21 protein-coding genes are annotated in these 24,902 nt (G+C 67.7%); 15 read left to right on the top strand and 6 right to left on the bottom strand.

Annotated features, from left to right (window positions below; translation table 11 throughout):
* The first annotated feature begins 2 nt into the window (after positions 1-2).
* The 9 genes from ASG60_RS01795 to ASG60_RS01755 all read left to right on the top strand — a co-directional run bounded on the left by ASG60_RS01795 (position 3) and on the right by ASG60_RS01755 (position 10,052).
* A complete protein-coding gene (locus ASG60_RS01795; protein ID WP_056384106.1) occupies positions 3-1,523 on the top strand; it encodes an NADH-quinone oxidoreductase subunit M in 1,521 nt (506 codons plus the stop codon).
* A gap of 13 nt (positions 1,524-1,536) precedes the next feature.
* Positions 1,537-2,991, top strand: a complete 1,455-nt coding sequence (nuoN, locus tag ASG60_RS01790; RefSeq protein WP_056302958.1) for an NADH-quinone oxidoreductase subunit NuoN — start codon at positions 1,537-1,539, stop codon at positions 2,989-2,991.
* A gap of 10 nt (positions 2,992-3,001) precedes the next feature.
* Positions 3,002-3,781 (top strand): biotin--[acetyl-CoA-carboxylase] ligase, encoded by a 780-nt coding sequence (locus ASG60_RS01785; RefSeq protein ID WP_056384105.1) that lies wholly within the window; start codon positions 3,002-3,004, stop codon positions 3,779-3,781.
* A 13-nt stretch (positions 3,782-3,794) separates the two neighbouring features.
* On the top strand, positions 3,795-5,468 hold the full coding sequence (locus ASG60_RS01780) for a ribonuclease J (protein WP_056263531.1): 1,674 nt from the start codon (positions 3,795-3,797) through the stop codon (positions 5,466-5,468).
* 69 nt (positions 5,469-5,537) lie between these two features.
* Positions 5,538-5,942, top strand: coding sequence for a methylmalonyl-CoA epimerase (gene mce, locus ASG60_RS01775; protein WP_056166588.1), 405 nt, complete (start codon positions 5,538-5,540; stop codon positions 5,940-5,942).
* A 5-nt stretch (positions 5,943-5,947) separates the two neighbouring features.
* Positions 5,948-6,283: a DUF1467 family protein gene (locus tag ASG60_RS01770; protein WP_156398758.1), complete on the top strand. Its 336-nt coding sequence runs from the start codon at positions 5,948-5,950 to the stop codon at positions 6,281-6,283.
* Positions 6,284-6,686: 403 nt separating this feature from the next.
* A complete protein-coding gene (gene proS, locus ASG60_RS01765; RefSeq protein WP_056166593.1) occupies positions 6,687-8,012 on the top strand; it encodes a proline--tRNA ligase in 1,326 nt (441 codons plus the stop codon).
* A gap of 7 nt (positions 8,013-8,019) precedes the next feature.
* On the top strand, positions 8,020-9,318 hold the full coding sequence (locus tag ASG60_RS01760) for a lipoprotein-releasing ABC transporter permease subunit (protein WP_056166606.1): 1,299 nt from the start codon (positions 8,020-8,022) through the stop codon (positions 9,316-9,318).
* A gap of 20 nt (positions 9,319-9,338) precedes the next feature.
* Positions 9,339-10,052 carry an ABC transporter ATP-binding protein gene (locus tag ASG60_RS01755; protein ID WP_056166610.1) on the top strand — a complete coding sequence of 238 codons (714 nt, stop codon included), beginning with the start codon at positions 9,339-9,341 and terminating at the stop codon, positions 10,050-10,052.
* Positions 10,053-10,223: 171 nt separating this feature from the next.
* Here the strand turns inward: ASG60_RS01755 and ASG60_RS01750 are convergent, their stop codons facing one another.
* Positions 10,224-11,951 (bottom strand): GGDEF domain-containing protein, encoded by a 1,728-nt coding sequence (locus ASG60_RS01750; RefSeq protein ID WP_056384104.1) that lies wholly within the window; start codon positions 11,949-11,951, stop codon positions 10,224-10,226.
* 238 nt (positions 11,952-12,189) lie between these two features.
* On the opposite strand from ASG60_RS01750, the gene zwf reads away from it, so the two are divergent.
* Positions 12,190-13,701, top strand: coding sequence for a glucose-6-phosphate dehydrogenase (zwf, locus tag ASG60_RS01745; protein ID WP_056384103.1), 1,512 nt, complete (start codon positions 12,190-12,192; stop codon positions 13,699-13,701).
* On the opposite strand, the gene ASG60_RS01740 is transcribed toward zwf, so the two are convergent.
* The 3 genes from ASG60_RS01740 to ASG60_RS01730 form a co-directional block, all read right to left on the bottom strand.
* Entirely contained in the window at positions 13,681-14,502 is an 822-nt protein-coding gene (locus ASG60_RS01740; protein ID WP_056384102.1) for a restriction endonuclease, read from the bottom strand. The two genes, zwf and ASG60_RS01740, sit on opposite strands and share 21 nt — an antisense overlap.
* Before the next feature lie 313 nt (positions 14,503-14,815).
* Positions 14,816-15,343: a MucR family transcriptional regulator gene (locus tag ASG60_RS01735; RefSeq protein WP_056384282.1), complete on the bottom strand. Its 528-nt coding sequence runs from the start codon at positions 15,341-15,343 to the stop codon at positions 14,816-14,818.
* Positions 15,344-15,780: 437 nt separating this feature from the next.
* Entirely contained in the window at positions 15,781-16,431 is a 651-nt protein-coding gene (locus tag ASG60_RS01730) for a class II aldolase/adducin family protein (RefSeq protein ID WP_056384101.1), read from the bottom strand.
* Positions 16,432-16,675: 244 nt separating this feature from the next.
* Between ASG60_RS01730 and ASG60_RS01725 the strand changes: the two genes are divergently transcribed.
* From ASG60_RS01725 to ASG60_RS01705, 5 genes are all read left to right on the top strand, one after another.
* Entirely contained in the window at positions 16,676-19,315 is a 2,640-nt protein-coding gene (locus ASG60_RS01725; protein WP_056384100.1) for a GNAT family N-acetyltransferase, read from the top strand.
* Between the two features lie 452 nt (positions 19,316-19,767).
* Complete coding sequence (locus tag ASG60_RS01720) at positions 19,768-21,930, top strand: TonB-dependent siderophore receptor (RefSeq protein WP_200927264.1); 2,163 nt, start codon at positions 19,768-19,770, stop codon at positions 21,928-21,930.
* A gap of 680 nt (positions 21,931-22,610) precedes the next feature.
* The gene (locus tag ASG60_RS01715; protein ID WP_056088410.1) at positions 22,611-22,820 is read left to right on the top strand and encodes a cold-shock protein; all 210 of its coding nucleotides are present in this window, start codon (positions 22,611-22,613) and stop codon (positions 22,818-22,820) included.
* A 203-nt stretch (positions 22,821-23,023) separates the two neighbouring features.
* Complete coding sequence (locus ASG60_RS01710) at positions 23,024-23,386, top strand: DUF6481 family protein (protein WP_274533775.1); 363 nt, start codon at positions 23,024-23,026, stop codon at positions 23,384-23,386.
* Positions 23,387-23,543: 157 nt separating this feature from the next.
* A complete protein-coding gene (locus ASG60_RS01705) occupies positions 23,544-23,741 on the top strand; it encodes a hypothetical protein (protein ID WP_056166631.1) in 198 nt (65 codons plus the stop codon).
* 31 nt (positions 23,742-23,772) lie between these two features.
* Here the strand turns inward: ASG60_RS01705 and ASG60_RS01700 are convergent, their stop codons facing one another.
* A complete protein-coding gene (locus ASG60_RS01700; protein WP_056166634.1) occupies positions 23,773-24,276 on the bottom strand; it encodes an MmcB family DNA repair protein in 504 nt (167 codons plus the stop codon).
* A gap of 80 nt (positions 24,277-24,356) precedes the next feature.
* Positions 24,357-24,878: a DedA family protein gene (locus ASG60_RS01695; protein WP_056166635.1), complete on the bottom strand. Its 522-nt coding sequence runs from the start codon at positions 24,876-24,878 to the stop codon at positions 24,357-24,359.
* Positions 24,879-24,902: the final 24 nt, after the last annotated feature.

Below are 24,902 nucleotides of genomic sequence, written 5' to 3'. Positions count from 1 at the left end.
AGATGTTCGGCCTCGGAATCCTCTCCGGCCTCCTGATCGTGCCCCTGTGCGGCGCGGCTTTCATCCTCACCCTTGGGGACGACACGGAGGCCTCGAAGCGCAACGCCCGCTGGGCGGCCCTCGCCACCACGCTCCTCACTTTCCTCCTGTCCCTGGTGGCCTGGAGCCGGTTCGACGCGACCACGTCGAGCTTCCAGCTCATCGAGACCCATGCGTGGCTGACCGAGTCGATCCGGTTCAAGCTCGGCGTCGACGGCTTCTCGATGCCGCTGATCCTGCTGACCACGTTCCTGATGCCGTTCTGCATCGGCGCCTCGTGGCTCTCCATCGATAAGCGGGTGAAGGAGTACTACGTCGCCTTCCTCGTCCTTGAGACAACGATGATCGGCGTGTTCCAGGCCCTCGATCTGGTGCTGTTCTATCTGTTCTTCGAGGCAGGCCTGATCCCGATGTTCCTCATCATCGGCATCTGGGGCGGTAAGCGGCGCATCTACGCCAGCTTCAAGTTCTTCCTCTACACCCTGCTCGGGTCCGTGCTGATGCTCCTCGCCATCATGGCGATGTATTGGCACGCCGGCACCACCGACATTCCGACCCTGCTCCACACCCGCTTCCCCACGGGGATGCAGACCTGGCTCTGGCTTGCCTTCTTCGCCTCCTTCGCGGTGAAGATGCCCATGTGGCCGGTCCATACCTGGCTGCCCGACGCCCACGTGGAGGCGCCCACCGCCGGATCGGTGATCCTGGCGGGCATCCTGCTCAAGATGGGCGGCTACGGTTTCATCCGCATTTCCCTGCCGATGTTCCCGGACGCCTCCCAGGCCTTCGCCCCGATGGTGTTCGCCCTGTCGGTGATCGCGATCATCTTCACGTCGCTGATCGCGATGATGCAGACGGACATCAAGAAGCTCATCGCCTACTCGTCCGTGGCGCATATGGGCTTCGTCACCCTCGGGCTGTTCACCCTCAACGAGCAGGGTATCCAGGGCGCCCTGTTCCTGATGATCTCCCACGGCATCGTGTCGGGCGCGCTCTTTCTCTGCGTCGGCGTCGTATACGACCGGATGCACACCCGCGAGATCGCCGCCTATGGCGGCCTCGTGAAGCGCATGCCCCTCTACGCGGCGGCCATGATGGTGTTCACCATGGCCAACGTCGGCCTGCCCGGCACCTCGGGCTTCGTCGGAGAGTTCCTCGCCATGATGGGCGCCTTCAAGGCCAACCCCACCGTGGCGTTCTTCTCGGTGTTCGGCATCATCCTGTCGGCGGGCTACGCCCTGTGGCTCTACGCCCGGGTGATCTACGGCAAGCTCGAGAAGCCCAACCTCCAGGGGATTTTCGATCTCGATCTGCGTGAGAAGATCATCATCGCGCCGCTCGTCGCCCTGACGATCTATTACGGGGTCCATCCGGCCCCGATACTCGACACCTTCGCCCCCTCGACGGAGGCCTTGATGCAGAGCATGAAGACCGCGCTCTCGAACACGCAGACGGCGGCCGCCCTCCCGCCCGTCGCGCGCTGAAAGCTTCGATCCGATGACCGTCGCCCAATCCGTCCTGCCCGCGCTCTGGCCCGCCCTGCCGGAATTGATCCTCGGCGTCGGCGTCCTCGTCCTCGTCCTCTACGGGTCGTTCCGGGGCGAGCGCTCGGCCGAGGGTGTCAATGTCGGCGCCCTGCTGCTGCTGGTCCTGGCCCTGTTCGTGGTCATGTCCCAGCCGGGCACCAAGGTGACGACCCTCAACGGCTCGTTCATCGTCGACGGCTTCTCGAAGGTGATGAAGGCCCTGATCCTGCTGGGCTCCGCCGCCTCGATCCTGCTGTCGCGCGACTACTTCCAGCGCGAGCGCATCGATCGGTTCGAGTTTCCGATCCTCATCGTACTCTGCACCCTCGGCATGATGGTCATGGCGTCGGCCAACGACCTGATCTCGCTCTATCTCGGCCTCGAACTGCAGTCGCTCGCGGCCTACGTCATCGCGGCCTTCCACCGCGACAACCTGAAATCCACCGAAGCCGGCCTGAAGTACTTCGTCCTCGGCGCGCTCTCGTCGGGCATGCTGCTCTACGGCGCGTCCCTGGTCTACGGCTTCACCGGCACGGTTTCGTTCCCCGGCATCGTCGCGGCTCTGAACGACACCACCGTCGGCTTCGGCCTCGTGCTCGGCATCGTGTTCGTGGCCGCCGGCGTCGCGTTCAAGCTCGCGGCCGTGCCGTTCCACATGTGGACGCCGGACGTCTACGAGGGCTCGCCGACGCCCGTCACCGCGTTCTTCGCCTCGGCCCCGAAGATGGCCGCCATGGCCATGACCGTGCGGATCTTCATCGGCGCCTTCCCGGACGTCACGGCGGTCTGGCAGCAGATCATCGTGTTCGTCGCCATCGCCTCCATGGCGCTCGGTTCGTTCGCCGCCATCGGACAGCGCTCCATCAAGCGGCTGATGGCGTATTCCTCCATCGGTAACGTCGGCTACGCCCTCGTCGGCCTGGCGGCGAGTTCGCAGGCGGGCATCAGCGGCGTGGTGATCTACATGATCATCTACCTCGCCATGACGCTGGGCGCCTTCGCCGTGATCCTGTCGCTCCGCCGGGGTGGACAGATGTTCGAGACCGTCGACGACCTGTCCGGCCTGTCGCGCACCCACCCGGTTCTGGCCTTCTGTCTGGCCGCGATGATGTTCTCCCTCGCGGGAATTCCGCCGCTCGCCGGGTTCTTTGCGAAGTTCTACGTCTTCGCTGCGGCCATCGAGGCCAACCTCGTGGCGCTTGCCATCATCGGCGTCGTCACCAGCGTGGTCGGCGCTTTCTATTATCTCCGCCTCGTCAAGGTGATGTACTTCGATGAGCCGTTGGCACCCTACGATCCCATGGCGCCCGGCCTGCGCATCGTGCTCGGCCTCTCCAGCGCCGTGGTGATCCTGTTCGTGCTGCTGCCGGCGCCCCTCGTGGGGGCCGCGGGGGCGGCCGCGAAGTCGCTGTTCGCCGGGTCCTGAGGCGCGAGCCTTGAGCGGCTACCACCTCGGAGCCCTGGCGCGGGCGGCCGGACACCGGCTGCACGTTCACGACTGCCTCGGCTCCACCAACACCGAGGCCTTGGAGCGGGCGCGCGACGGCGAGGCCGGCCCCCTCTGGGTGGTCGCCCATCGCCAGACCGCAGGGCGCGGCCGGCGCGGAAACAACTGGGCCTCCTTGCCCGGCAACCTCACCGCCAGTGTGCTCTGGCCGGTGCAGGAGGTCGATCCAGCTGTGGTGCCGACCCTGGGTTTCGTCGCCGGCGTCGGGCTGATGGCAGCCTTTCGCCAAGCCGGCGTTGGCAGCATCGCCTTGAAATGGCCCAACGACATCCTGGCCTCCGGGGCCAAGCTCGCCGGCCTCCTCCTCGAAGCCGAGACGCTTCCTGGTGGGCGCCGCTGCGTGGTCATGGGCTTCGGCGTCAACGTCGCTGCGGCACCGGAGGGCTTGCCTTATCTGGCTACGTGCCTCAGGCAGATGCGGCACGCCACGCGCGCCGAGGATCTGTTCGTCGAACTGACGGATGGGATCGTCGACGCCGCGCGAGTATGGGATCGTGGCCGGGGATTCTCAGAAATCCGCGAACGCTGGATCGCCGACGCTGCCGGACTCGGCGCGAGGGTGACCGTTCGGACCGGCGACACCCGCGTGGACGGAATTTTCGAGACGATCGACGGGGCCGGGCGGCTCGTTGTCCGATCGGAGGATGGAACGCGACGGACCGTGACGGCGGGCGAGGTGCATCTGGGTACGGCCGCGACGGCGGCTTGAGGTTCAAGTGAAAATGACGACAGGGCAAGACGAACTCGTCTTCGTGCCGCTCGGCGGCGTGGGCGAGATCGGCATGAACGCGGCGTTGTACGGCTTCGGGCCGGCCAAGCGCCGCAAATGGATCATGGTCGATTGCGGCATGGGCTTTGCCGGGGAAGAGGGCTTTCCCGGCATCGACCTGATGTTCCCGGACCTGAGCTTCATCGAGGAGCGCAAGGACGATCTCCTCGGGATCTTCATCACCCATGCGCACGAGGACCATATCGGCGCCATCGGTGAGCTGTGGCCCAAGCTCAAGGCGCCGGTCTACGCCACGCGCTTCGCCAAGAATCTGCTGGAAGCCCGTCGCCTCAGCGAGCCGGGTGCTCCGAAGGTGGTACTCAAGGAGATCCAGGCCGGACGACGCGTCCAGCTCGGCCCCTTCGACATCGAGTACATCCCCGTCTCGCACTCGATCCCCGAGTCGAACGCGGTGGCCATCCGCACGCCCCACGGCCTGCTGCTCCACACCGGCGACTGGAAGCTCGACCCGACCCCGATCCTCGGTGACGTCACCTCCGAGGCGACGTTCCGGGCGTTGGGCGACGAGGGCATCCTCGCCATGATCAGCGATTCGACCAACGTGGTGCGCGAGGGGCGCTCCCCGAGCGAGGCCGAGGTCGCCGCCACCCTGCGCGAGCTGATCTCCGAGGCACCCCACCGCGTCGCGGTGACAACCTTCGCGTCCAACGTCGCCCGGATGCGGGCCGTCGCCGAGGCCGCTCAGGCTTGCGGCCGCGAGGTCGTGGCCGTCGGTCGTGCCATGGATCGGGTCATCGGCGTCGCCCGCGAATGCGGATTCCTCGACGGCCTGCCCGAGTTCCGCTCGGCCGACGCCTATGGGTATCTCCCACGCGACAAGGTGGTGTGCCTGCTCACGGGTTCGCAGGGCGAAGAGCGCGCGGCCCTGGCCCGTGTCTCGCGCGACGACCATCCCGACGTGACCCTGGCCGCCGGCGATCGGGTGATCTTCTCCTCCCGTGCGATCCCGGGCAACGAGCGGGCCGTGGGTGCGATCATCAACGATCTCATCAACGCCGGTATCGAGGTGGTCACCGACCGAACCAAGCTTGTCCACGTCTCGGGCCATCCCCGGCGCGACGAGATGGCCGAGATGTACGCCTGGACCCGGCCGCAGACGGCGATCCCCGTCCACGGCGAGGCCCTGCACCTCGATGAGCACGCGCGATTCGCACGGGCCCAGGGCGTGCCGAACATCGTCAAGGCCCGCAACGGCAGCGTCGTGCGCCTCGCGCCCGGCACGCCGGAGATCGTCGATCACGTCAAGGCCGGCCGCCTGTTCAAGGATGGCAACATCCTCATCGACGCCAAGGACCGGGCGATTCCCGAGCGGCGCAAGCTGGCGCAGGCCGGCCTCGTCTCCGTCGCCATCGCCATCGACGAACAGGGCGAAGTCCTGGGCGAACCCGCCATCGACATCATCGGCCTGCCCAATCGCGGTCGGACCGGTCAGCCCATGCTGGACGTGGTGATCGAGTGCGTCTCCCGAACCCTCGGCGGTCTGTCGAAGGCCAAGCGTAAGGACGCCGAGGCCGTCGAGAAGGCCGTCGACCGGGCGATCCGCTCGGGCGTCAACGAAGTCTGGGGCAAGAAGCCCGCCTGCCACGTCCAGGTGGTCGAAGTCTGAGCCTCACGCCCCTCTCTCCCCGCGCGGAGAGAGGGGCGCGCCAGCGGAATCATCACGGAGGGAGCAAACATGATCGGACGCCTCAACCACGTCGCCATCGCCGTGCGCGATCTCGATGCCGCTTGCGCCATCTATCGCGATACCCTCGGCGCCACGGTCACCGAGCCGCTGCCGCAGCCCGAGCACGGCGTCACGGTCGTGTTCGTCAACCTGCCCAACAGCAAGGTCGAGCTCATGGCCCCCCTGGGCGAGGGCTCGCCCATCGAGGGCTTCGTCGAGCGCAATCCGAACGGCGGCGTCCACCACGTCTGCTACGAGGTCGACGACATCCTGGCGGCCCGCGACAAGCTCAAGGCACAGGGCGCCCGCGTGCTCGGCACCGGCGAGCCCAAGATCGGCGCCCATGGCAAGCCGGTGCTGTTTCTCCACCCCAAGGACTTCCTCGGGACCCTCGTCGAGCTGGAGCAGGTCTGACCCGCATGGGCGCCGTTCTCAACGCCGTCGCCGCCTCGACCTTGCGGACGCTGGCGGCTATGCTGCTGGTCGTCGGCCTCGTGGTCGTCGTGGCGGTGAGCCAGTTCAAGCTGACGGTGATCGGCGCCTTCGCACTCTACTTCGTCGTGTGGTGGACGCTGTTGTTCGCGATCCTGCCGATCCGAAACCAGGCGGAGACCGATCCGGCCCGGGTCGTGTCGGGCCAGGATCCCGGCGCTCCAGCCTCCCCGCGCCTGCGCGAGAAGGCGCTCTGGACCACACTGCTCGCCAGCGTGGTGTTCCTGATCGCGATCCCGGTCTTCGAGCTGGCCGGGCTGTAGTCGCATCGGCGGCGCGTCCGGAAGGCGGGCATAAAAAAAGCAAGGCCTGAGCCTTGCTTTTGAAAAGACGGTCGATGGCGCAGCCTATTTATCTCACGCATCTTGACGGCGTGGCGGCTGATTTTTCCTCCCAAGACTCGGGCACGTCGCGGCCACTCGAGGGCTTTGCGACCAGCACCGGGCGCTTATAGGAATAAGAATTCCCATTGTCACGTCTCCGGGGATGGAGTTCGGCGTTTTTCTACCGGAAACACACCAAACTGTTGTCCGCCGCACCGAGGCGGCCACCGGCGGGGATCACAGCGGCCTGCGGTGTCGCCCGGCTGCGCTTGTATTTTCCCGGTGCAATGTGTTGTGTGCCCCGGCGTGCCTGACATCGGGGCACGCTGGTCCAGGGCCTTCCATGCGTCTCTCCCGCTATTTCCTCCCCACCTTGCGCGAGACGCCCAAGGAGGCCGAGATCGTCTCGCACCGGCTGATGCTGCGGGCCGGCCTCGTGCGCCAGGAATCCGCGGGCATCTACGCTTGGCTGCCGCTGGGCCTGCGAGTACTCAACCGCGTCTGCGCCGTGATCCGCGAAGAGCAGGACCGGGCGGGCGCCATCGAGCTCCTGATGCCGTCCATCCAGTCGGCGGACCTCTGGAAGGAATCCGGGCGCTACGAGGCCTACGGCAAGGAGATGCTTCGCATCTCCGACCGTCACGACCGCGAGATGCTGTTCGGCCCCACCGCCGAGGAGGTCGTTACCGAGATTTTTCGCGGGAGCGTGAAATCCTACAAGGACCTGCCGAAGAATCTCTACCAGATCTCGTGGAAGTTCCGCGACGAGGTGCGGCCCCGCTTCGGCACCATGCGTTCGCGCGAGTTCCTGATGAAGGATGCCTACTCGTTCGATATCGACCAGGCGGCGGCGCGCCACGCCTACAACCGCATGTTCGTGGCGTACCTGCGCACCTTCGCGGGCCTCGGGCTGAAGGCGATCCCCATGCGGGCCGATACCGGCCCCATCGGCGGCGACCTCAGCCACGAGTTCATCATCCTGGCGCAGACGGGCGAGAGCGAGGTGTTCTGCGACCGCCAGTACCTCGACTTCGAGACTCCGCCGGTCACCACGGACTTCGAGGATGTCGCCGGCCTCCAGGGCACCGTCGACCGCTGGACCTCGCACTACGCCGCCACCAGCGAGATGCACGAGCCGGCTGCCTTCGCGGAGGTGTCGCAGGACAACCAGATGGCCGCGCGCGGCATCGAGGTCGGGCACATCTTCTACTTCGGCACCAAGTATTCCGAGCCCATGGGCGCCAGGGTCACCGGTCCCGACGGGGTCGAGCGCCCGGTTCATATGGGTTCCTACGGCATCGGCCCGAGCCGGCTCGTGGCCGCCATCATCGAGGCCTCCCACGACGAGGCCGGCATCGTCTGGCCGGATTCCGTGGCACCGTTCGACGTGGCGCTCATCAACCTCAAGACCGGTGACGCGGCCACCGACGCGGCCTGCACGGAGATCCAGGGCACCCTGGAGGCCGCCGGCCTCACGGTGCTCTACGACGACCGCGACGAGCGTCCGGGCGCCAAGTTCGCCACGGCCGACCTCATCGGCCTGCCCTGGCAGGTCATCGTCGGGCCGCGCGGTCTCGCCGAGGGCAAGGTCGAGATCAAGCGTCGGGCCGGCGGCGAGCGCGAGACCATCGCGCCCATCGATCTCCTCTCCCGCCTGAAGCGGGTCTGACCCCGCCATGGCAGCGGCGTTGATGGACCGGCTGAAGGGAGCCGGCGCCCTGTTCCGGCGCGGCAGCACGCCACCGTTCGCCGGGTTCGAGTGGATCCTCGCCGGGCGCTACCTGCGCGCGCGGCGGCGCGGCGGCGGCGTGTCCGTGGTGGCGTTCTTCTCGGTGCTGGGCATCGCCCTCGGCGTCGCGACGCTCATCATCGTTCTGTCGGTGATGAACGGCTTCCGGACGGAATTGCTGTCGAAGATCGTCGGCATCAACGGGCACGTCTTCGTCACGCCGATCGATCGCCTCTTCACCGATTTCGAGGACCTCTCCGACCGTCTGGCGAAGGTCGCGGGGGTGCGCGCCGCGATCCCCCTCGTCGAGGGGCAGGCCTTCGCCTCCTCGCCGTATGGGGGCAGCGGCGTCCTCGTGCGCGGCATCCGGGCGGACGACCTCGACAAGATCGGCTCCATCGCCAAGAACATCCGGGGCGGCACCCTGGCGGGATTCGAGGACGGCACCGGCGTCGCCATCGGCCGGCGTCTGGCCGAGGCTCTCGGGCTGCAGGCGGGCGACAACATCACCCTGTCGACGCCCAAGGGCGCGACGACGCCGTTCGGCACGGCGCCGCGCACCAAGTCCTACGTGGTCAAGGCGATCTTCGAGATCGGCATGACCGAGTTCGACGCCACCTTCGTGTTCATGCCGCTCGCCGAATCGCAGGCCTTCTTCAACCGCGACAACGACGTCAGTCTCATCGAGGTGTACCTCGACAACGCCGACGGGGTGGCGGCCATGCGGCCCGACCTCGAGATGGCGGCAGAGCGTCCGGTGCTCCTCACCGACTGGCGCCAGCGCAACCGCACCTTCTTCGGGGCGCTGGAGGTGGAGCGGAACGTGATGTTCCTCATCCTCAGCCTCATCGTGGTGGTGGCGACCCTGAACATCGTCTCGGGGCTGATCCTCCTCGTGCGCGACAAGTCGAGCGACATCGCCATCCTGCGCACCATGGGGGCCACGCCCGGTACGGTGATGCGGGTGTTCCTCATCAACGGGGCGTTGATCGGCGTGGTCGGAACCCTCAGCGGCCTCGGCCTCGGCATCCTCATCACCCTCAACATCAAGCCGATCCAGCGCGTGCTGTTTCCCTCCGCCTGGGACCCCACCGTGCGGTTCCTCGCCGAGATTCCGGCGGAGATGAATTCGAGCGAGATCACCGTGGTGGTCGTCACCTCCATCGTCCTGTCGCTCGTCGCGACCCTGTATCCCTCTTGGCGCGCCGCCCGGCTCGATCCGGTGCAGGCCCTGCGCTACGGCTGAGCGAAAGCTTTAGGATTCCCATGACCACGACAGCCGATGCGTCCGGCGTGCAGCCGGTCCCGGCCCTGTTCTTCGCCAAGGTGGAGCGGCGCTACACCCAAGGGGCCGGGGCCCTCGATATCCTGCGCGGCGCCGATTTCGCGATTTGGCCCGGCGAACTCGTCGCGCTGGTCGCCCCCTCGGGCGCCGGCAAATCGACCCTGCTGCATATCGCCGGCCTGCTCGAGCGGCCCGATGCCGGCGAAGTCTTCCTCGGCGGCCGGCCCACCGCCGCCATGGCGGATTCCGAGCGCACCCGCATCCGCCGGGAGGAGATGGGCTTCGTCTATCAGTTCCACCATCTCCTGCCCGAGTTCTCCGCCCTGGAGAACGTGGTGATGCCCCAGCTCATCCGCGGCCTGTCGGGCAAGGAGGCCAAGGCCCGGGCCACCGAACTCCTCAGCTTTCTCGGCCTCAAGGATCGCCTGATCCATCGCCCGGCCGAACTCTCCGGCGGCGAGCAGCAGCGCGTCGCCATCGCCCGCGCGGTCGCCAACGGGCCGCGCCTGCTCCTCGCCGACGAGCCGACCGGCAACCTCGACCCGCACACCGCCGCGCACGTCTTCGGCATCCTCGTCTCGCTCGTGCGTGCGTCCGGCCTCGCCGCCCTGGTGGCCACCCACAACATGGAGCTCGCCGCCCGCATGGACCGGCGCGTGACGATCCGCGACGGCTTGATCGAGCCGCTGGACTGATACGGTTTCCGGATGATCGATACCGGCACAGTCTCAGGCAGCCCGCGCGGCACCTGAGCGAAGCCCCAATACCGTAATCGCGAAGCAATCGACTGGTATGAGGCGGCGGCGCCGATCGTCCGTCGCGCGCGCCTTCGGTCAGCCGGTGATGCGAATTCGTCCGCCCCAGGCCTACTCGGCGGCGACGCGAAGGTGGGCCGCCTGATCCGACGCGTTCTCGGTCCCGTCGCGCCAGCCCGCGCGGACCGGGGCGAGCGCCACCTGGTTCCGGCCGTTGTGCTTGGCGCGGTACAGGGCCGTGTCGGCGGCCTTGACGAGGTCGGCACTGTTGCTGGACGTGCTCGGCACGGAGGAGACTCCGAGGGAGGCGGAGATCTTCGCCCCGTGCGCGCCCGACAGATCCTCGATCCGGGCGCGGATCTGCTCTGCCTTCAGGGCCGCATCCGGCAGGTCGCAATCCGGCAGGAACACGATCATTTCCTCGCCGCCGTAGCGGCACGCCACGTCGGTCTCCCGCAGGGCGCCGACGATGGCGGCCGCGGCCTCGCGCAGCACGGCGTCGCCGGTGGCGTGGCCGTGCTCGTCGTTGAGGCGCTTGAAGTGGTCGAGGTCGATCATGATCACCGAGACCTTCCGGCCCTCGCGTTCGGCCAGGCGGACGTAGCGGTCGAGGCTGTCCTCCATGTAGCGCCGGTTGTAGAGGCCGGTCAGCGGGTCGCGCAGGGCCTGATTGCGCAGCTTTTCCCGCAGCGCGATGTTCGAGAGCGCCAACGACATGGCGTCCCCGAGGGCCGAACTGAGCGGCAGGATGGCGGCGAGGCGCTGCTCCGCGTCCGAGCCCTCGGCGAAGACCTGGAGCAGGCCGAGATTCTCGCCCCGCGCGACCATGGGGATTTCGAGGGCCGCGAAGCCGGAGGCGTGATGCTCGCAACACAGCGCCCTGGCGCCACTGCGGTTGATGTGCGGCTTCCCGCGCTTCATCGCCCAGCACTGGTTGATGGTGATCGATTCGGGCAGGAGCTCTCCGGCGTCGCAGGCCCAGGAGGTCGACAGGATGAGACGGTCGCGGGAATTGTTGAACACGTAGAGCGCGCCGCCGAACCCTCCGATGAGTTCGCCGGCCGTGGCCCGCAGGACCGCATTGGCGTCGTGGTGGTCGGTCGCGCTCTGGAGCATGTCCGTCATCTCGAACAGGTGCCCGACCTGCGTGCGCGAGGCGTCCATCGCCTGGATCGCCGCCGCCCGCGCCTGCGCCTCCCGCGCGCCGGAGCGGAAGGCGAAGATCATCATGCCGGCGATCACGAGCTGGGACAGGAGCACCACGCTCTTGCCGATCTCGATCCGCGTCTCGTGGTCGGCGAAGTGGGAGTTCCAATCCGCCAGGAAGCTCTCGAAGGCATGGCGCATCTTCCCCATCAGGGCGGCGCTCCTGCGGTCCCCGAGGAGGCCCTGGGCTTCGTCCAGCTTCCCGGCGCGCACGCGTTCGAGGGCGTCGGTCCAGATCGCCTCGAGGGATTTCAGGGTGGCGTCCGCCGACAATCCGGTTCCGTCCGGCGCCTTGAGGAAGCGGTCGAGCCGCGCGAGGTGGGAATCGCGCCGGCTGTGGAGTGCCTCGAAGGCACGGCTGTACTCGCCGTACTCGCTATCCCGTTCGCCGATCGCCCGATTGAGAACGTAGGCCTCCGCATCCATCAGGGCTTCCTGCGCGATGCGCATCTGCCGTCCGCCTTCCCGCAGGTCGATGAGCGCCTGCTGGTGCGCGTTGGTGTAGAAGAAGCCCGAGAGCACGATCGTGATCATGACCACGACGAGGCCGACCTGCGCCAGGAGGCGCCGCCGGGCGTTGCCGCGCCGTTCGAGGGGACCGGCGGTCCCCCGTGCATGTTCGTTGACGGCCATGTTTCCAACCGGCTCCGCGCCCGGGTCCATCGATACCTCGCCGCACTGGGGCATGGATCCGCTTTCTTCCGGTGAAAGAAGATGGCTAAGAAAATCCGTATTTCGGTCGATACGGTCTTGCCCGCTTCGTCCGCCGCGTGACCCGGCGCACCCCTGGCCCCGGAACGTGCTGCACCGCGGCAGGTTGACGTGCGATCCCGCGCGGTGGGCCGCGTGCGGGGCACCGGAGATTGGGACGATGAGCACCGACGCCGCACACGACACGCCGCCGCCGAGCGACAGCCCGACCGCGCCGCCCTGCACCCTCGTCATCTTCGGCGCCTCGGGCGACCTCACCAAGCGCCTGCTGATGCCGGCCCTGTACAATCTCTCGGCCGGCAAGCTGCTCGACGACGGCTTCAAGATCATCGGCGTCGACCACAACAGCAACACCGACGAGGGCTGGCGCGAGAGCCTCTCGCAGACCATGCAATCCTTCACCACCGACAGGACGTCCGAGTTCCACCCTGACCACATCGACGAGACCGCGTGGGGCTTCGTGCGCGACCGCCTGCATTTCCGGCACGGCGATTTCGCCGAGGCCGGGACCTTCCGGGATCTCGCCGGGGTGCTCACCGGCAACGTGGTGTTCTACCTCGCGGTCTCGGCCCGGTTCTTCGGTCCCATCGTCGAGCAGCTCGGGGCGGCCGGGCTCCTGAAACAGGCGGATGGCGCCTTCCGCCGGGTGGTGGTGGAAAAGCCGTTCGGCAGCGATCTGGCGTCGGCCAAGGCCCTGAACGCGACGCTGCTGGCCCAGGGCGACGAGACCCAGTTCTTCCGCATCGACCATTTCCTCGGTAAGGAGACCGTGCAGAGCATCCTGGCCCTGCGCTTCGCCAACGGCCTGCTGGAGCCGGTCTGGCGCGCCGAACACGTCGCCGCCATCGAGATCACGGCCGCGGAGACCATCGGGGTGGAGGAGCGCGGTGCGTTCTACGAGCCCACCGGCGCCCTGCGGGACATGGTGCCGAACCACCTGTTCCAGCTGCTGTGCATGGTCGCCATGGAGGCGCCCGACAGCCTCGCGGCCGAGGCCGTCCGCGACGCCAAGAGCCGGCTCCTCGAAGCCATCCGGCCGATCCCGCCCGAGGACGCCGTGCGGGGCCAATACACGGCCGGCACCGAACTCGGCAAAGCCGTGATCGGCTACCGCGACGAGCCGAACGTGGCGGCGGAGTCCGGCACCGAAACCTACGTCGCCCTGAAGCTCACCATCGATACCTCGCGCTGGACCGGCGTGCCGTTCTACCTGCGTACGGGCAAGCGCATGACCGACCGGGCCACCGAGATCGCCGTGCACTTCAAGAGTCCGGCGCACTCGCCGTTCTCTACGACCTCCGGGATGGTGCCCGATATCCTGCGCCTGCGCATCGATCCCGAGCAGGGCATGAGCCTCGGCCTCAACGCCAAGCGGCCGGGCCCCGAGATGCGCCTCGGCCGGGTGGTCGCCACCTTCGATTACGGCGATTTCTTCCACGAGACCCCGAGCGTCGGCTACGAGACCTTGCTGTACGATTGCATGACCGGGGACGCGACCCTGTTCCAGCGCGCCGACGGGATCGAGGCCGCCTGGACGGCCGTCGAACCCCTGCTGGCGGCGTGGCGGAACTCGCCCGTGGCGTTCTACGCCGCCGGCAGCGACGGGCCGGATGAGGCCACGGCTTTGCTCGCCCGCGACGGCAATTCCTGGCTACCGCTCGGCGAGGCTTGAGCGCACCCCGCCCGGGCCGATCTTGCCCGGTCCGGGTTTGCGTCGGCCCACCTCGCGCACCGGCGTCAACTCCGACAGCTGGTCGTGGTGGAGCAGCACGACGTTCGTCGCCGCCGCGAGCTTGCGCGCGGCCGGGGTGAAGCCGGCATTCGACACCACCGCCGCCATGTCGCCCGACCAGTAGCGCAGGGCGGCGGCGATCTCCTGCACGGCGCCGTTGCCCACCGGCTTGCCGTAGCGCTTGCACTGGACGACGAGGCGCACGCCCGCGCGCTCCGCGACGATGTCGGCGCCCTGGTCGCCGCTGGCCTGGGTCGCCCGCGCGTTCCAGCCGGCCTCCCGCAGGCGCTCGGCGCAGAAGCGCTCGTAGGCGATGCCCTCCTCCGGCGCATCGGCCTCGTCGGGCAGCGGATACGCCGCGGCGGCGCGCTCGATGGTGGCCAGGATCGTCTCCCAGAGGGCGTCGCCCTCCTCGCCGTAGCCCCTCGCATCGAGGGCGGGTAGAATCGTCCGTTCGGCGAAGTATTCGCGTTCGCGTACCCATCCGTCATCGATCCGATTGCCGTAGGCATCGACGAAGCACTCCTGGCGCCTGCGTAGAGCCAGCGTCGCGGCGTGCTGTCGGGCAAGGTTTCGGATGAGGCGGCGGATGCGCCGGGGGCGGTCGAGGCGGTGCAGCCCGATGGCCGCGAGGCAGAGGCCCGTGGCGACCAGGGCCGGCGCGCCGTAGACGAACGCGGCGGCGCCCCCGGCGAGGCCGGTCCAGAACAAGCGTGCGACGAGGCGCGAGCGGCCCGGCATGGAGGGTTCCCGATACGGGCCGCCGGGCCATCGGGGCCGGGCTCACGGCCGCGCCGGAGAACCCTGGCACGCGCCCCTTGCGCGATCTCTAACGCCCCCCGGGCGCCGACGTTTTGGAGTGGATAACACGGGGCCGGCCCCGGTTCGCCTGGGACAAGCCCTCGGCCCGGATCGCATTCGCACCGGGCCGGCGCGTCACGCCACGCGGTCGCGCAAGGTTTCGCCGGATGCCCTGCCGGCGATGCTTTGCCCTGCCGGGGATACTTGAGCGGCGTCGAACGGGGCGGATGGCCCGGTCCGACGCCGTCGGGGCTCACGCGTCCGCGGCGACCTTCGGACGACGGCCGCGGGCCACGGCGGGCTTGGCCTCCGTGGCCTTGGCTTCGGTCGACTTGACGTCGGCGGGCTTGGCTTCGGCGGCGGCGATCTGCTTGCGACGCTGCTGGCCCAGGCCCATGTTCTTCGCCAGTTCCGAACGGGCGGCCGCATAGTTCGGCGCCACCATCGGATAGTCGCTCGGAAGGTTCCACTTGGCGCGGTACTGGTCCGGCGTCATGTCGTAGCGCGTGCGCAGGTGGCGCTTGAGCGACTTGAACTTCTTCCCGTCTTCCAGGCAGACGAGATAATCGGGCGTGATCGAGCGCTTGACCGAGACGGCGGGGGTGAGCGGCTCGCTCTTCTCTTCCGCAGCGGGGGCCGTGAGGCGCCCGAGGGTCGCGTGAACGGACGCGATGAGGCTCGGGAGCTCGACGGCCGGCACCGAATTGTTGCTCACGAACGCGGAAACGATGTCCGCTGCGAGTTCGATGTAATCCGGCATTGTCTCGTCATCCACCTTCATCATCCACCCCCATTGATACAGTGCCCGGAATTTTCGGCGACCAGGCAATCTTTAGCGCCGTGGTCACGTGAGCAATCAAAAATCCGTGACTAGGAAGCTACTATGACGCCGTAAGTCGAAGCGCAAGAGGCATAGGAATGTTCGCTGGTAATGCGAACTTTAACTACCTAAGCGAACCGCGACTATGGAACGGTGTTCAACAACCGTAACTGGGTTCGAAAAAATCCAAGACAGCTGCTTGGGTGCCAAATTGTATTCATTTCAGTTGGTGCCGGTTCGTCGTCGATTCGGCCGATCAGCACTCGAAGATCGAACAAGTCTGTACGTTTTTTACCAAAACAGACCGCTCGGGCCCCCGAACCACCGAAACCGTGGGTTCGCCCCCGATCTCGGCCGGGTCCGGACGGGCGGAGCGCGAGACCGCCGCCCGGGCCGGGTCAGCGCGGGGCCGGCCCGTCCTGCGCCCGCAGGCCGTAGGTCTTGAAGCGCTCCACCGTCCGGGCGATCTCGTCGTCGGGCAGGATCACGGGCGCCCCCACCTGCAGGGCGATGGCGTATTGCCGGCACAGGGCCTCCATCTCCACGGCGAGCCACAGGGCCTTGGCGAGGTCCGGCCCCGTGGCGATCATGCCGTGGTTGGCGAGCAGGCAGCCGCCGCGTCCCTCCAGGGCTTCGAGGGCGAGGGCGGAGAGTGCGTCGGTGCCGTAGGGGGCGTAGGGGGCGCACCGGATCGTCGGCCCGCCCACCGCCGCGATCATGTAATGCACCGCCGGAATCGTGCGTCCGCACAGGGCGAAGGCGGTGCAGTAATCCGGGTGGGCGTGCACCACGGCGTGGACGTCCGGCCGCCGGGCCAGGATATCGCGGTGGAAGCGCCATTCCGAGGACGGGGCGAGGCGGTGGTCGTGGGTGCCCGCGAAGGTCATCGGCACGATGCTCTCCGGGGTCAGCGCCTCGGCCGGGACGCCGGAGGGGCTGACGAGGAAGCCGTCGCCGTGCCGCACGGAGACGTTGCCGGAGGTGCCCTGGCTCAGCCCGAGGGTGAGCAGGTCGCGCATGGCCGCGACGACGCCGCGGGCCGCTTCCATCCGGTCCGGCTCGGCGGCGTGAGCGCTGTCGGAAGCAGGAATTCGGCCGTCGCCGGAAGGTGTCGCTTGCGAAGGTGTCTCTTGCATCGAAACGTCTCCAGGGGTTGGGTCCGGGGGCGGTGATCCGAGCCAGGATCGGATGCTGGAGGCGCGCGGGGCGATCGGCCAGCCGAAATCCGTCGGGTCGCTCGGCGGCCCACGAAACTGAGGTGATTCATGAGTACCACTCCATGAGTACCACTCGATGAGTACCTACCGCTTCGACGCCCTGCTGGCGCCCCGCAGCATCGCGGTGGTGGGCCTCGCCGGGCTTGGTGCGGCCCTCGGCGCCGCCGTTCTGGAGAACCTCGCCGGCGCCGGGAGCAAGAGGCCGATCTGGGCCGTCAATCCGCAGAGCCCCCTCTCTGGGGAATGCCTGATCTGCATTCATAACATATGTGAAACCGGCCAGGCTCCCGACCTCGTGGTGGTCACCGCCCCGGCGGGCGAACTCGTCGCCTGGGTCGGGGCCGCCGGACGCCGGGGCGCCGCCGCCGCCCTCATCCTCACGCCCGACGTGCCCCTCGACCTGTGCGCGGCCGTGCGCGCCGAGGCGCGGCTCCACGGCCTGCGCCTGCTCGGCCCCGGCAGCATCGGCCTCGCGGTGCCCCGCGAACACCTCGACGCCAGCCTGCTGGCGCAGGCGCCGAAGGCCGGCGACCTCGCCCTCGTCTCGCAATCCGGCACGGTGGCGGCCGGCATCGTCGCCTGGGCGGCGCGCCGCGACGTCGGGTTCTCGGCGGTGCTGTCGCTCGGCACCGCCTGCGACATCGACGTCGCCGATTGCCTCGACCACCTCGCCGCCTGCATCCACACCCGCGCGATCCTGCTCTCCCTCGACACGATTCCCGACGCGCGGAAATTCATGTCGGCCGCCCGCGCCGCCGCCCGCGCCAAGCCCGTGGTGGTTCTGCGCGCCGGACGCCACCGGGCGCCGACCCGCCACGTCGTCACCCACACGGGCGCGCTCGCCCGGCCCGACGCAGTCTACGAGGCCGCGTTCCGCCGCGCCGGCCTCCTCAGCGTCGACAGTCTCGATGCGATGTTCGCCGCCGTGGAGACCCTCGGGCGCCAGCGCCCGTTCCCCGGCCACCGCCTCGCCATCCTGGGCAACGGCCGCGGTATCGCCGCGCTCGCCGCCGACCGCCTCGCCGACCGGGGCGGGACGCTCGCGGCTGGCAACCCCGTCGAACTCGGCATCGCCGCCGGACCCGAGGCCTACGCCGCCGCCCTCGAGCCCCTGCTCACGGCGCCCGGCCACGATGCGGTGCTGGCGGTGCACGTGCCCACCGCCCGCTCGGGCAGCGCCGCCACCGCGACGGCGCTCGCCGAGACCGTCGCGCGGGTGCGCAGGAGTAGTCAGGGGGCGGGCGGCCAGCGCAAGAAGCCGGTCTTCGTGGCCCTCATCGGCGACGACCCCGAGGCCGCCGCGGTGCTGGCGGCCGCGAACATCCCGGGCTTCGCCACGGAGGCCGACGCCGTCGACGGGTTCCTCAACCTCGTGCGCTACCGCGAGGCGCAAGGCGACCTCATGCGCACGCCGGATTCCCTGCCGCGCGATTTCTCGCCCGATGTGGACGCCGCCCGCGCCATCGTCGCCCGCGCGGTGGCGGGCGGCCAGACCTGGCTCGACCCCGTCGACGTCGCGGCCCTGCTCGCCGCCTACCGCATCGCCAGCGTGCCCCTGACCCTGGCGCCCGACGCGGACGGCGCCGCCACCGCCGCCTGGGAGATCATCGCGGCGGGCGGCACCGTGGCCCTCAAGGTGGTCTCCCCCGACATCGTCCACAAATCCGATGTCGGCGGGGTCCGCCTCGATCTCACGAGCGAGGCGGATGTCCGGGCGGCGGCCGCCGACATCCTCCGGCGCGCGCGGCGCTTGCGCCCCGAGGCCCGCATCACCGGGTTCGCCGTGCAGCCCATGATAAGACGCGGCCAGCAGCGCGAACTCATCGCCGGCCTCGCCGAGGACCCGACCTTCGGCCCCGTGGTGGTGTTCGGCCGGGGCGGTACCGCCGTCGAGGTCATCGACGACCGGGCGCTCGCCCTGCCGCCCCTGGATCTGCGCCTCGCCTCCGAACTCATCGACCGCACCCGCGTCGCCCGACGGTTGGCGGCCTACCGCGACGTGCCGGCGGTGGACCGCCACGCCGTCGCCCTGGTGCTGGTGAAGCTCGCCCAGCTCGCCGCCGATTGCCCGGAGGTGCGCGAGCTCGACATCAACCCCCTGTTGGCCGACGCGACCGGCGCCCTGGCGCTGGACGCCCGCGTGATGGTGGCCCCGGCGCCCCCCGGCCGCGGCGCCGCGCATCCGCGCTTCGCCATCCGCCCCTATCCGGTGGAGTGGGAGCGCCACCTCACCCTCAAGGGCGAGGCCATCGCCGTGCGCCCCGTGCGGCCCGAGGACGAGGCCCTGTTCCTCACCTTCTTCCAGTCGGTGAGCGCCGAGGACCTGCGCCTGCGCTTCTTCGCCCCCGTGCGCGACTTCAACCACGCCTTCCTGGCGAAGCTGACCCAGCTCGACTATTCCCGCGCCATCGCCTTCGTGGCCATCGACGCCGCCGGCACCATGCTGGGCGCCGTCCGCCTCCACGCCGACGCCAACCACGACAGCGGCGAATACGCCATCCTCATCCGCGGCGACCGCAAGGGCACCGGTTTGGGCTACGCGCTGATGAGCCTGATGATCGACTGGGCCAAGGCCGAGGGGATCTTTCGAGTTGAAGGAACGGTCCTTCGGGAGAACAGGCCGATGCTGGCGGTGTGCAAGCAGTTGGGCTTCACCACCCGGCCGGATCGGGAGGATGCAGGAGTGGTGAAGGTGTCTTTGGCGCTGGAACGGTAGGGCAGCAACGATCGGCCTATCCGCAGGAGGGGCTGTTGCAGGTGGCGAGCGGAAGTTGACCCCTTGCTGTGTAGCGGACGTTCCGTCTCCAATCCTTGTCGGTCATACGGCCATCTATGAGTACTTCTTGACAGCAGCCATCCATCCGTCAGAGCTTCCGGCGGTTGCGCTGTTGGTTTTAGCTACGCCGACGGGATGTTTTTTCAAAAAAACGCATGACGATTATAGCTTCCGAGTCATAGAGCGATTTTTTCGCTGTAACACTTACGCAACACGACCCCTGCAAGATGAAATAGATTATAACGCTTCTAGGCCCAAGCTCAGGCATATTTGAATTCCTCTAAACTAGTCCTGTGTGATCGGCGCCTAGTGAGCTTGACCGCGTATGTTTCTAAATCGTAACGGGCACAATTAACCTAAGCTGGTTGGCGTCCGTGAGAGTGCCGAGAAAAATGACTAAAAGAAGCACGACGCTGGCCGCGTCCGCTGCCTTCGTGCTTGTCGCGCAATCGGGTTCGTTGGTCAGTTTTGGGCCCACTTCAGCCGTAGCCCAGCTTGCCGCAGATGCTTCACAAGAGGTGCAGCTCGACGAGCTTTCGGTGGCCGGCACCGGAGGGCCCGCGGGCGGAATAGCACGCAAGGTCGATGGCTATCTTGCACGGGACAGCGTCAGCGCGACCCGCACTGACACGCCGATACGGGAGGTGCCCCAGACGGTCGTCGTTGTGCCGGATCGGGTTTTGCAGGACGCCGCCGCGACGCGGGTCGACACCGCCCTCGATCTTGCCGGCGTCGGCCGGGCCAACAACTTCGCGGGCCTTGGCCTGACGGAGTTTACCATCCGTGGCTTCAGCACGGGTGAGTACTACCGCAATGGCTTCCCGATCAACCGGGGCTATCCGCCCTCGCCGGACGTGGTCTCCATTGAGCGGATCGAGGTGCTGAAGGGCCCGTCCGCCTTCCTATACGGACGCGGCGATCCCGGCGGCACCTTCAACATCGTGACCAAGCAGCCTTTGGCCGAGCGCGCCCTCGCGATCGGCACGCAGTTCGGCAGCTTCAACCAGAAGCGCAGCACCTTCGATGCCACTGGCGCCCTCGACGAAGAAGGCCGGGTGCTCGCTCGCGTTACAGGCGCCGTTGAGGACAACGGTAGTTTCCGCGACTTCGTACACAGCGACCGCTTCTACCTCGCTCCCGTCATCGCCTGGAAGCCCACCGCTGACACCACGATCACTTTGGAGGGCGAGTTCGTCAGCACGGCAGCGACCTTCGACCGGGGCGTCGTACCAATCAATGGCAACATCCGCGCCCTGCCACGCAACCGCTTCATCGGCGAGCCTGGCATCCCGCCGGTGCGCAACGACAACGCCCTCGGCCAGCTGCGCATTGAGCACAAGCTCGATCAGGACTGGGTGGTCACTGCCGGCGTCCAGGCGCTGGGTGGGAGCCTCGTCGGTGACGGCGTGGGCGCCATGAATGTCCTCAGTGATGGGCGTACCTTGCGCCGAACCTTCGAGCATCGCGACTTGAGCTGGTCGGACCTCGACCTGCAGCTCAACCTCGCGGGCAAGTTCGAGACCGGCCCCTTTCGCCATACTCTGCTGATGGGCTTCGAGTACGACACGTACAACTATCGCGAGATCTTCAACCGCTCGAACGCGAACCTCTTCCCCTTCACCCTCGACCTTTTCGCGCCCCGCTACGGGCAATCCGCCCGGCCGCCTCTCGCCTCGATCACGAACTTTCTGCAGAACACCGAGAGCTTCGGTGGCTACGTTCAGGACCAGATCGACCTCACCCCACGCCTCCATGCCCTTCTGGGCGTGCGCGTGGAGAACCTAAGCCTCGTTTCCACCGACTACCGCACCGGCCGCACCACGAGCCTGCAGGACACTGTAGCGACCCCGCGCTTCGGCCTCACCTACGATCTCACCGATGAGGTCTCGATCTACGGCAGCTACGGCCGTTCCTTCCTGCCGAATACCGGCACGGATCGCTCGGGACGCCCCTTCGCTTTCCAACAAGGCGAGGGCTACGAGGTCGGAGCCAAGTTCAGCCTGCTCGACGGGCAACTGAGCGCCACGGCGGCTCTGTTCGACATCCGGCGCACCAACGTCCTCACGGCCGATGCAGTCGATTCAAACTTCAGCGTGGCGGCGGGCGAGGTGCGCAGCCGGGGCTTCGACCTAACCGTCGCTGGGTATCTGGCACCCGGCTGGCGGGTAATCGGCACCTACACCCATGCGGATGCCGCCGTGAGCCGCGACAACACGCTGCCCGTGGGTACGCGGATCGCCAACATCCCTGCCGACACCCTCGCCCTGCAGAGCGTCTACGAGTTCCAAGGGGCAGAGTTGCGGGGACTCGGTCTTGGTGGCGGCGTGACTTATGTCGGTCAGCGCGTGGCCGGCACCGCCCTATCGACCTTTCGTCTGCCGGACTACACGGTCTTAAGCCTGATCTCCTACTATTGGATCACTCCACAGGTGCGGGTCTATGTCAACGTCGACAACCTACTCGATACGAACTACTACGACCGCGCCTTCCAAAACCGCTACGCTACACCGGGTACGCCGCGCACAATTATGGGTGGTGTCGCGGCACGCTTTTAACCTCTATCGTTGCCAACAAGGTGATTCTGCAACGGATCACCCATCTGTTGGGCGTCTACGACCGCTGTAACGCTTGAATTGCCGGTAAGCGGACCAGCTGAAATCCACCCGACCCGGTTGTAGGTCTTCGTCCACCAAGCTGCTCAGAAGTGGTGCCAGCGAGGATCGGCAAAGTGTCGAAAGCTGTCCATTGCCGTCTCAGGCTGTTCGAATCCGAGATCTTGGCCTGCTTACGAGAGCTGGCAAATCTGCGAGAGCTGGCAAATCTGTATTCTTCATCTGCTCATGAGTCGGGTCGGCCTGTTTGTCGGGTAGGGGTGCTCCGGTTCAGTCTCGCCAATCGCGTGCGGTGCCATCCAACGCGAAGCGGAAAAGTCATCTCCGAGCAAATGCTGCAGTGCTCGTTGAACGATTGGCGCCGTACGATTTTTACAATTCTGCTTCGCCGGCCCGAGCCTCCTGATTTTGTAGAAGCATGATCCTCCTGAAAAAGGATCAGATTTGCTAAATCCCGAACAAGCGCGTACAAACTCAAAACCAGCTCAAAACCAGAGTTTGTCGCGCCTCGATCCGGAGACGGGTCGGGGAGATCAAAGTCTGTCGATGGGGTTGGTCGGGAGGTGGCCGCGCACGATCGCGTGGACCTCTGACATATAAGCCCGCAAGGGCGAAGGAATACGATGGCTGTCGGTACTGTTAAGTGGTTCAACGAGCAAAAGGGTTTCGGGTTCATCCAGCCGGATGACGGCGGCAACGACGTGTTCGTGCACATCTCGGCCGTCGAGCGTGCCGGCATGCGCGGCCTCGCCGAGGGCCAGAAGGTTTCCTACGAGATGGAGACCGACAAGCGCAGCGGCAAGCAGTCCGCCGGTAACCTCCAGACCGCGTGAGCCACTTCGGGTCCGGGGTGCCGCACCGAACGCCCGCTCCGCGCCAGTTCTCCGTCTCGGTGGAACGGCGCAGGGTGAGCCCGGTGCAAGCCAGCCCGGCCTGACGTCGCAAAGGGCCGCTCCCCATTCGGGGAGCGGCTTCTTACGTTGTGGAAGACCAAATCTTTTGCCGGCACCCGGCCGGCGCAAATCCAGGATCCTGTGTGAGCCAATTCAACGAAAATTCCATGACCGACCGCCTCAAGGCGGCCAACGAGGCCCGTCAGGCGGCCCTCGCGCGCTTCCGCGATCGCCCGCCCGCCGATGATCCCGCCGTCTTGGCCCGCAAGGCCGAGCGCGAGCAGATCGTCCGCGACCGCGAGATCCGGACCCGAGCCCGCGACGAAGCCCGCGCCGCCGCGGAAGCCCAGCGCGTCGCCGAAGCCGATGCCGAGCGCGAGCGTCTCGCCGCCGAGGCCATCCGCGCCGCCGAAGAGAAGGTCGAGCAGGCCGCCGCCGCCCGCCTCGAGCAGAAAGCCCTGCGCGATGCCCGTTACGCGGCCCGTAAGGCCAAGGCGCGGAAGTAACACCGGCGCAGCCCGGGTGTGCGCCGCGTGCCGACCGTTCCACACCGGGGATGGAACGGCGCACGCTGCACCCCATGCGCCGGGTTTTTCGGCGCGGACCGCCCCACGAGACGACGCGCGGCGCGCGCTTTCGCGCCGGCTCACCACGGAGTCACCCATGTCCCATAAGTTCAAGCTCGGCCAGCGCGTGCGCCGCGCCCGCCTCGGCTACGCCGACGCCAAGACCGACACGGGGGACATCTTCGAGATCGTCCGCCTCGTCCCCGAGGACCAGACCGGCGAGCCGTTCTACCGCATCAAGTCCGGCACCGGCGAGCGCGCAGTCCGGGAAGGCGAAATCGCCCTAGCCGGTTGATCGCGTTGGGGTTTTCGCTCTCGGCAAACCCCTAGAGGACACCCTCGCGGATCGCCCCCGGATCGGCCAGGGCATGCAGCATCCGCGCCGCGTTGTGGGCGAACCGCAGGGTCACGGCCTTCCGCCGCGCCCCGCTGAGCGGGTGCTCCTCCGGGTCGCGCAGGATCGCGGCCCCGAACGCGTCGGCGACGATGAGCCCGGCCTCGTCCGGCGTCAGTGTCGTCGAGAGCGTTTCGGGAATCGCGAAGTAGAACCGGTCGCAATACTCCCGGTACTCCGGCCATTTCCGGTCCGCCCTGAAGTCGGCGACGCTCGATTTGATCTCGATGATCGTCAAGCGCCCCGCCGGACACAGGGCGATAACATCGGCGCGCCGACCGTTGGCCAGCGAGAACTCCGGAATCGTCACGTGCCCCAGCTCCGAATACAGCCGGCGCACGCCCCGTTGCACCTGGAGCGCCGTCGCCGACTGGCGGCGATCGACGGGGAGAACGGCTCCGTTGGGAAGGATCGCGTGGGCCAGGGCAGCGGACATGGATGTTCCGATTCGGGACTGGCCCCTAAGAACCAGTCCGCGCCCGGCTTGTCACCTGCGACCCCTGAGCACGTACCGGCTTAAGCCTTGAAATAGCTCAACAATCCGGCGCCCGGCGCCAGCATCACGAAGGCCCAGACCAGGGCCGACAGCACGTTCGCCACCTGGAACGGCAGGCGCTTCACCCCGAAGATGCCGGCGATCAGCGGCACCACCGCCCGCGCCGGCCCGAAGAACCGCCCGATGGCGACGCCCCCGGCCCCCCATTTGCGGCAGAATTCCTCGCCCTTCGCCACCAGGGCGGGGTAGCGCGTGAGCGGCCACATCTGCTTGGCCCCCTCCTTGTAATAATGGCCGAATTCGTAGGAAATCCAATCGCCGAGCGCCGCCCCGAGCGCCGCCGCCAGCATCACCGGCACGAACGGAATCCCCACCGTCCCCATGAGCGCGCCGATGCCGAGCAGCAGCACGGTGGCGGGCACCAGCAGCGACAGGAACGCCAGGGACTCGCAGAACGCCAGCACCCCGACGATGAGCGGCGTCCAGCCCTGATGGGCCTCGACGAAGGCGAGGGTCGAGGTCTTGATGGCGTCGAAGTCCATGGATCGTCCGAGGGTGCGAGGTCG

The organism is Methylobacterium sp. Leaf469, assembly GCF_001424745.1.
Lineage (GTDB): Bacteria > Pseudomonadota > Alphaproteobacteria > Rhizobiales > Beijerinckiaceae > Methylobacterium.
This window is presented reverse-complemented; position numbering and strand designations above follow the sequence as displayed.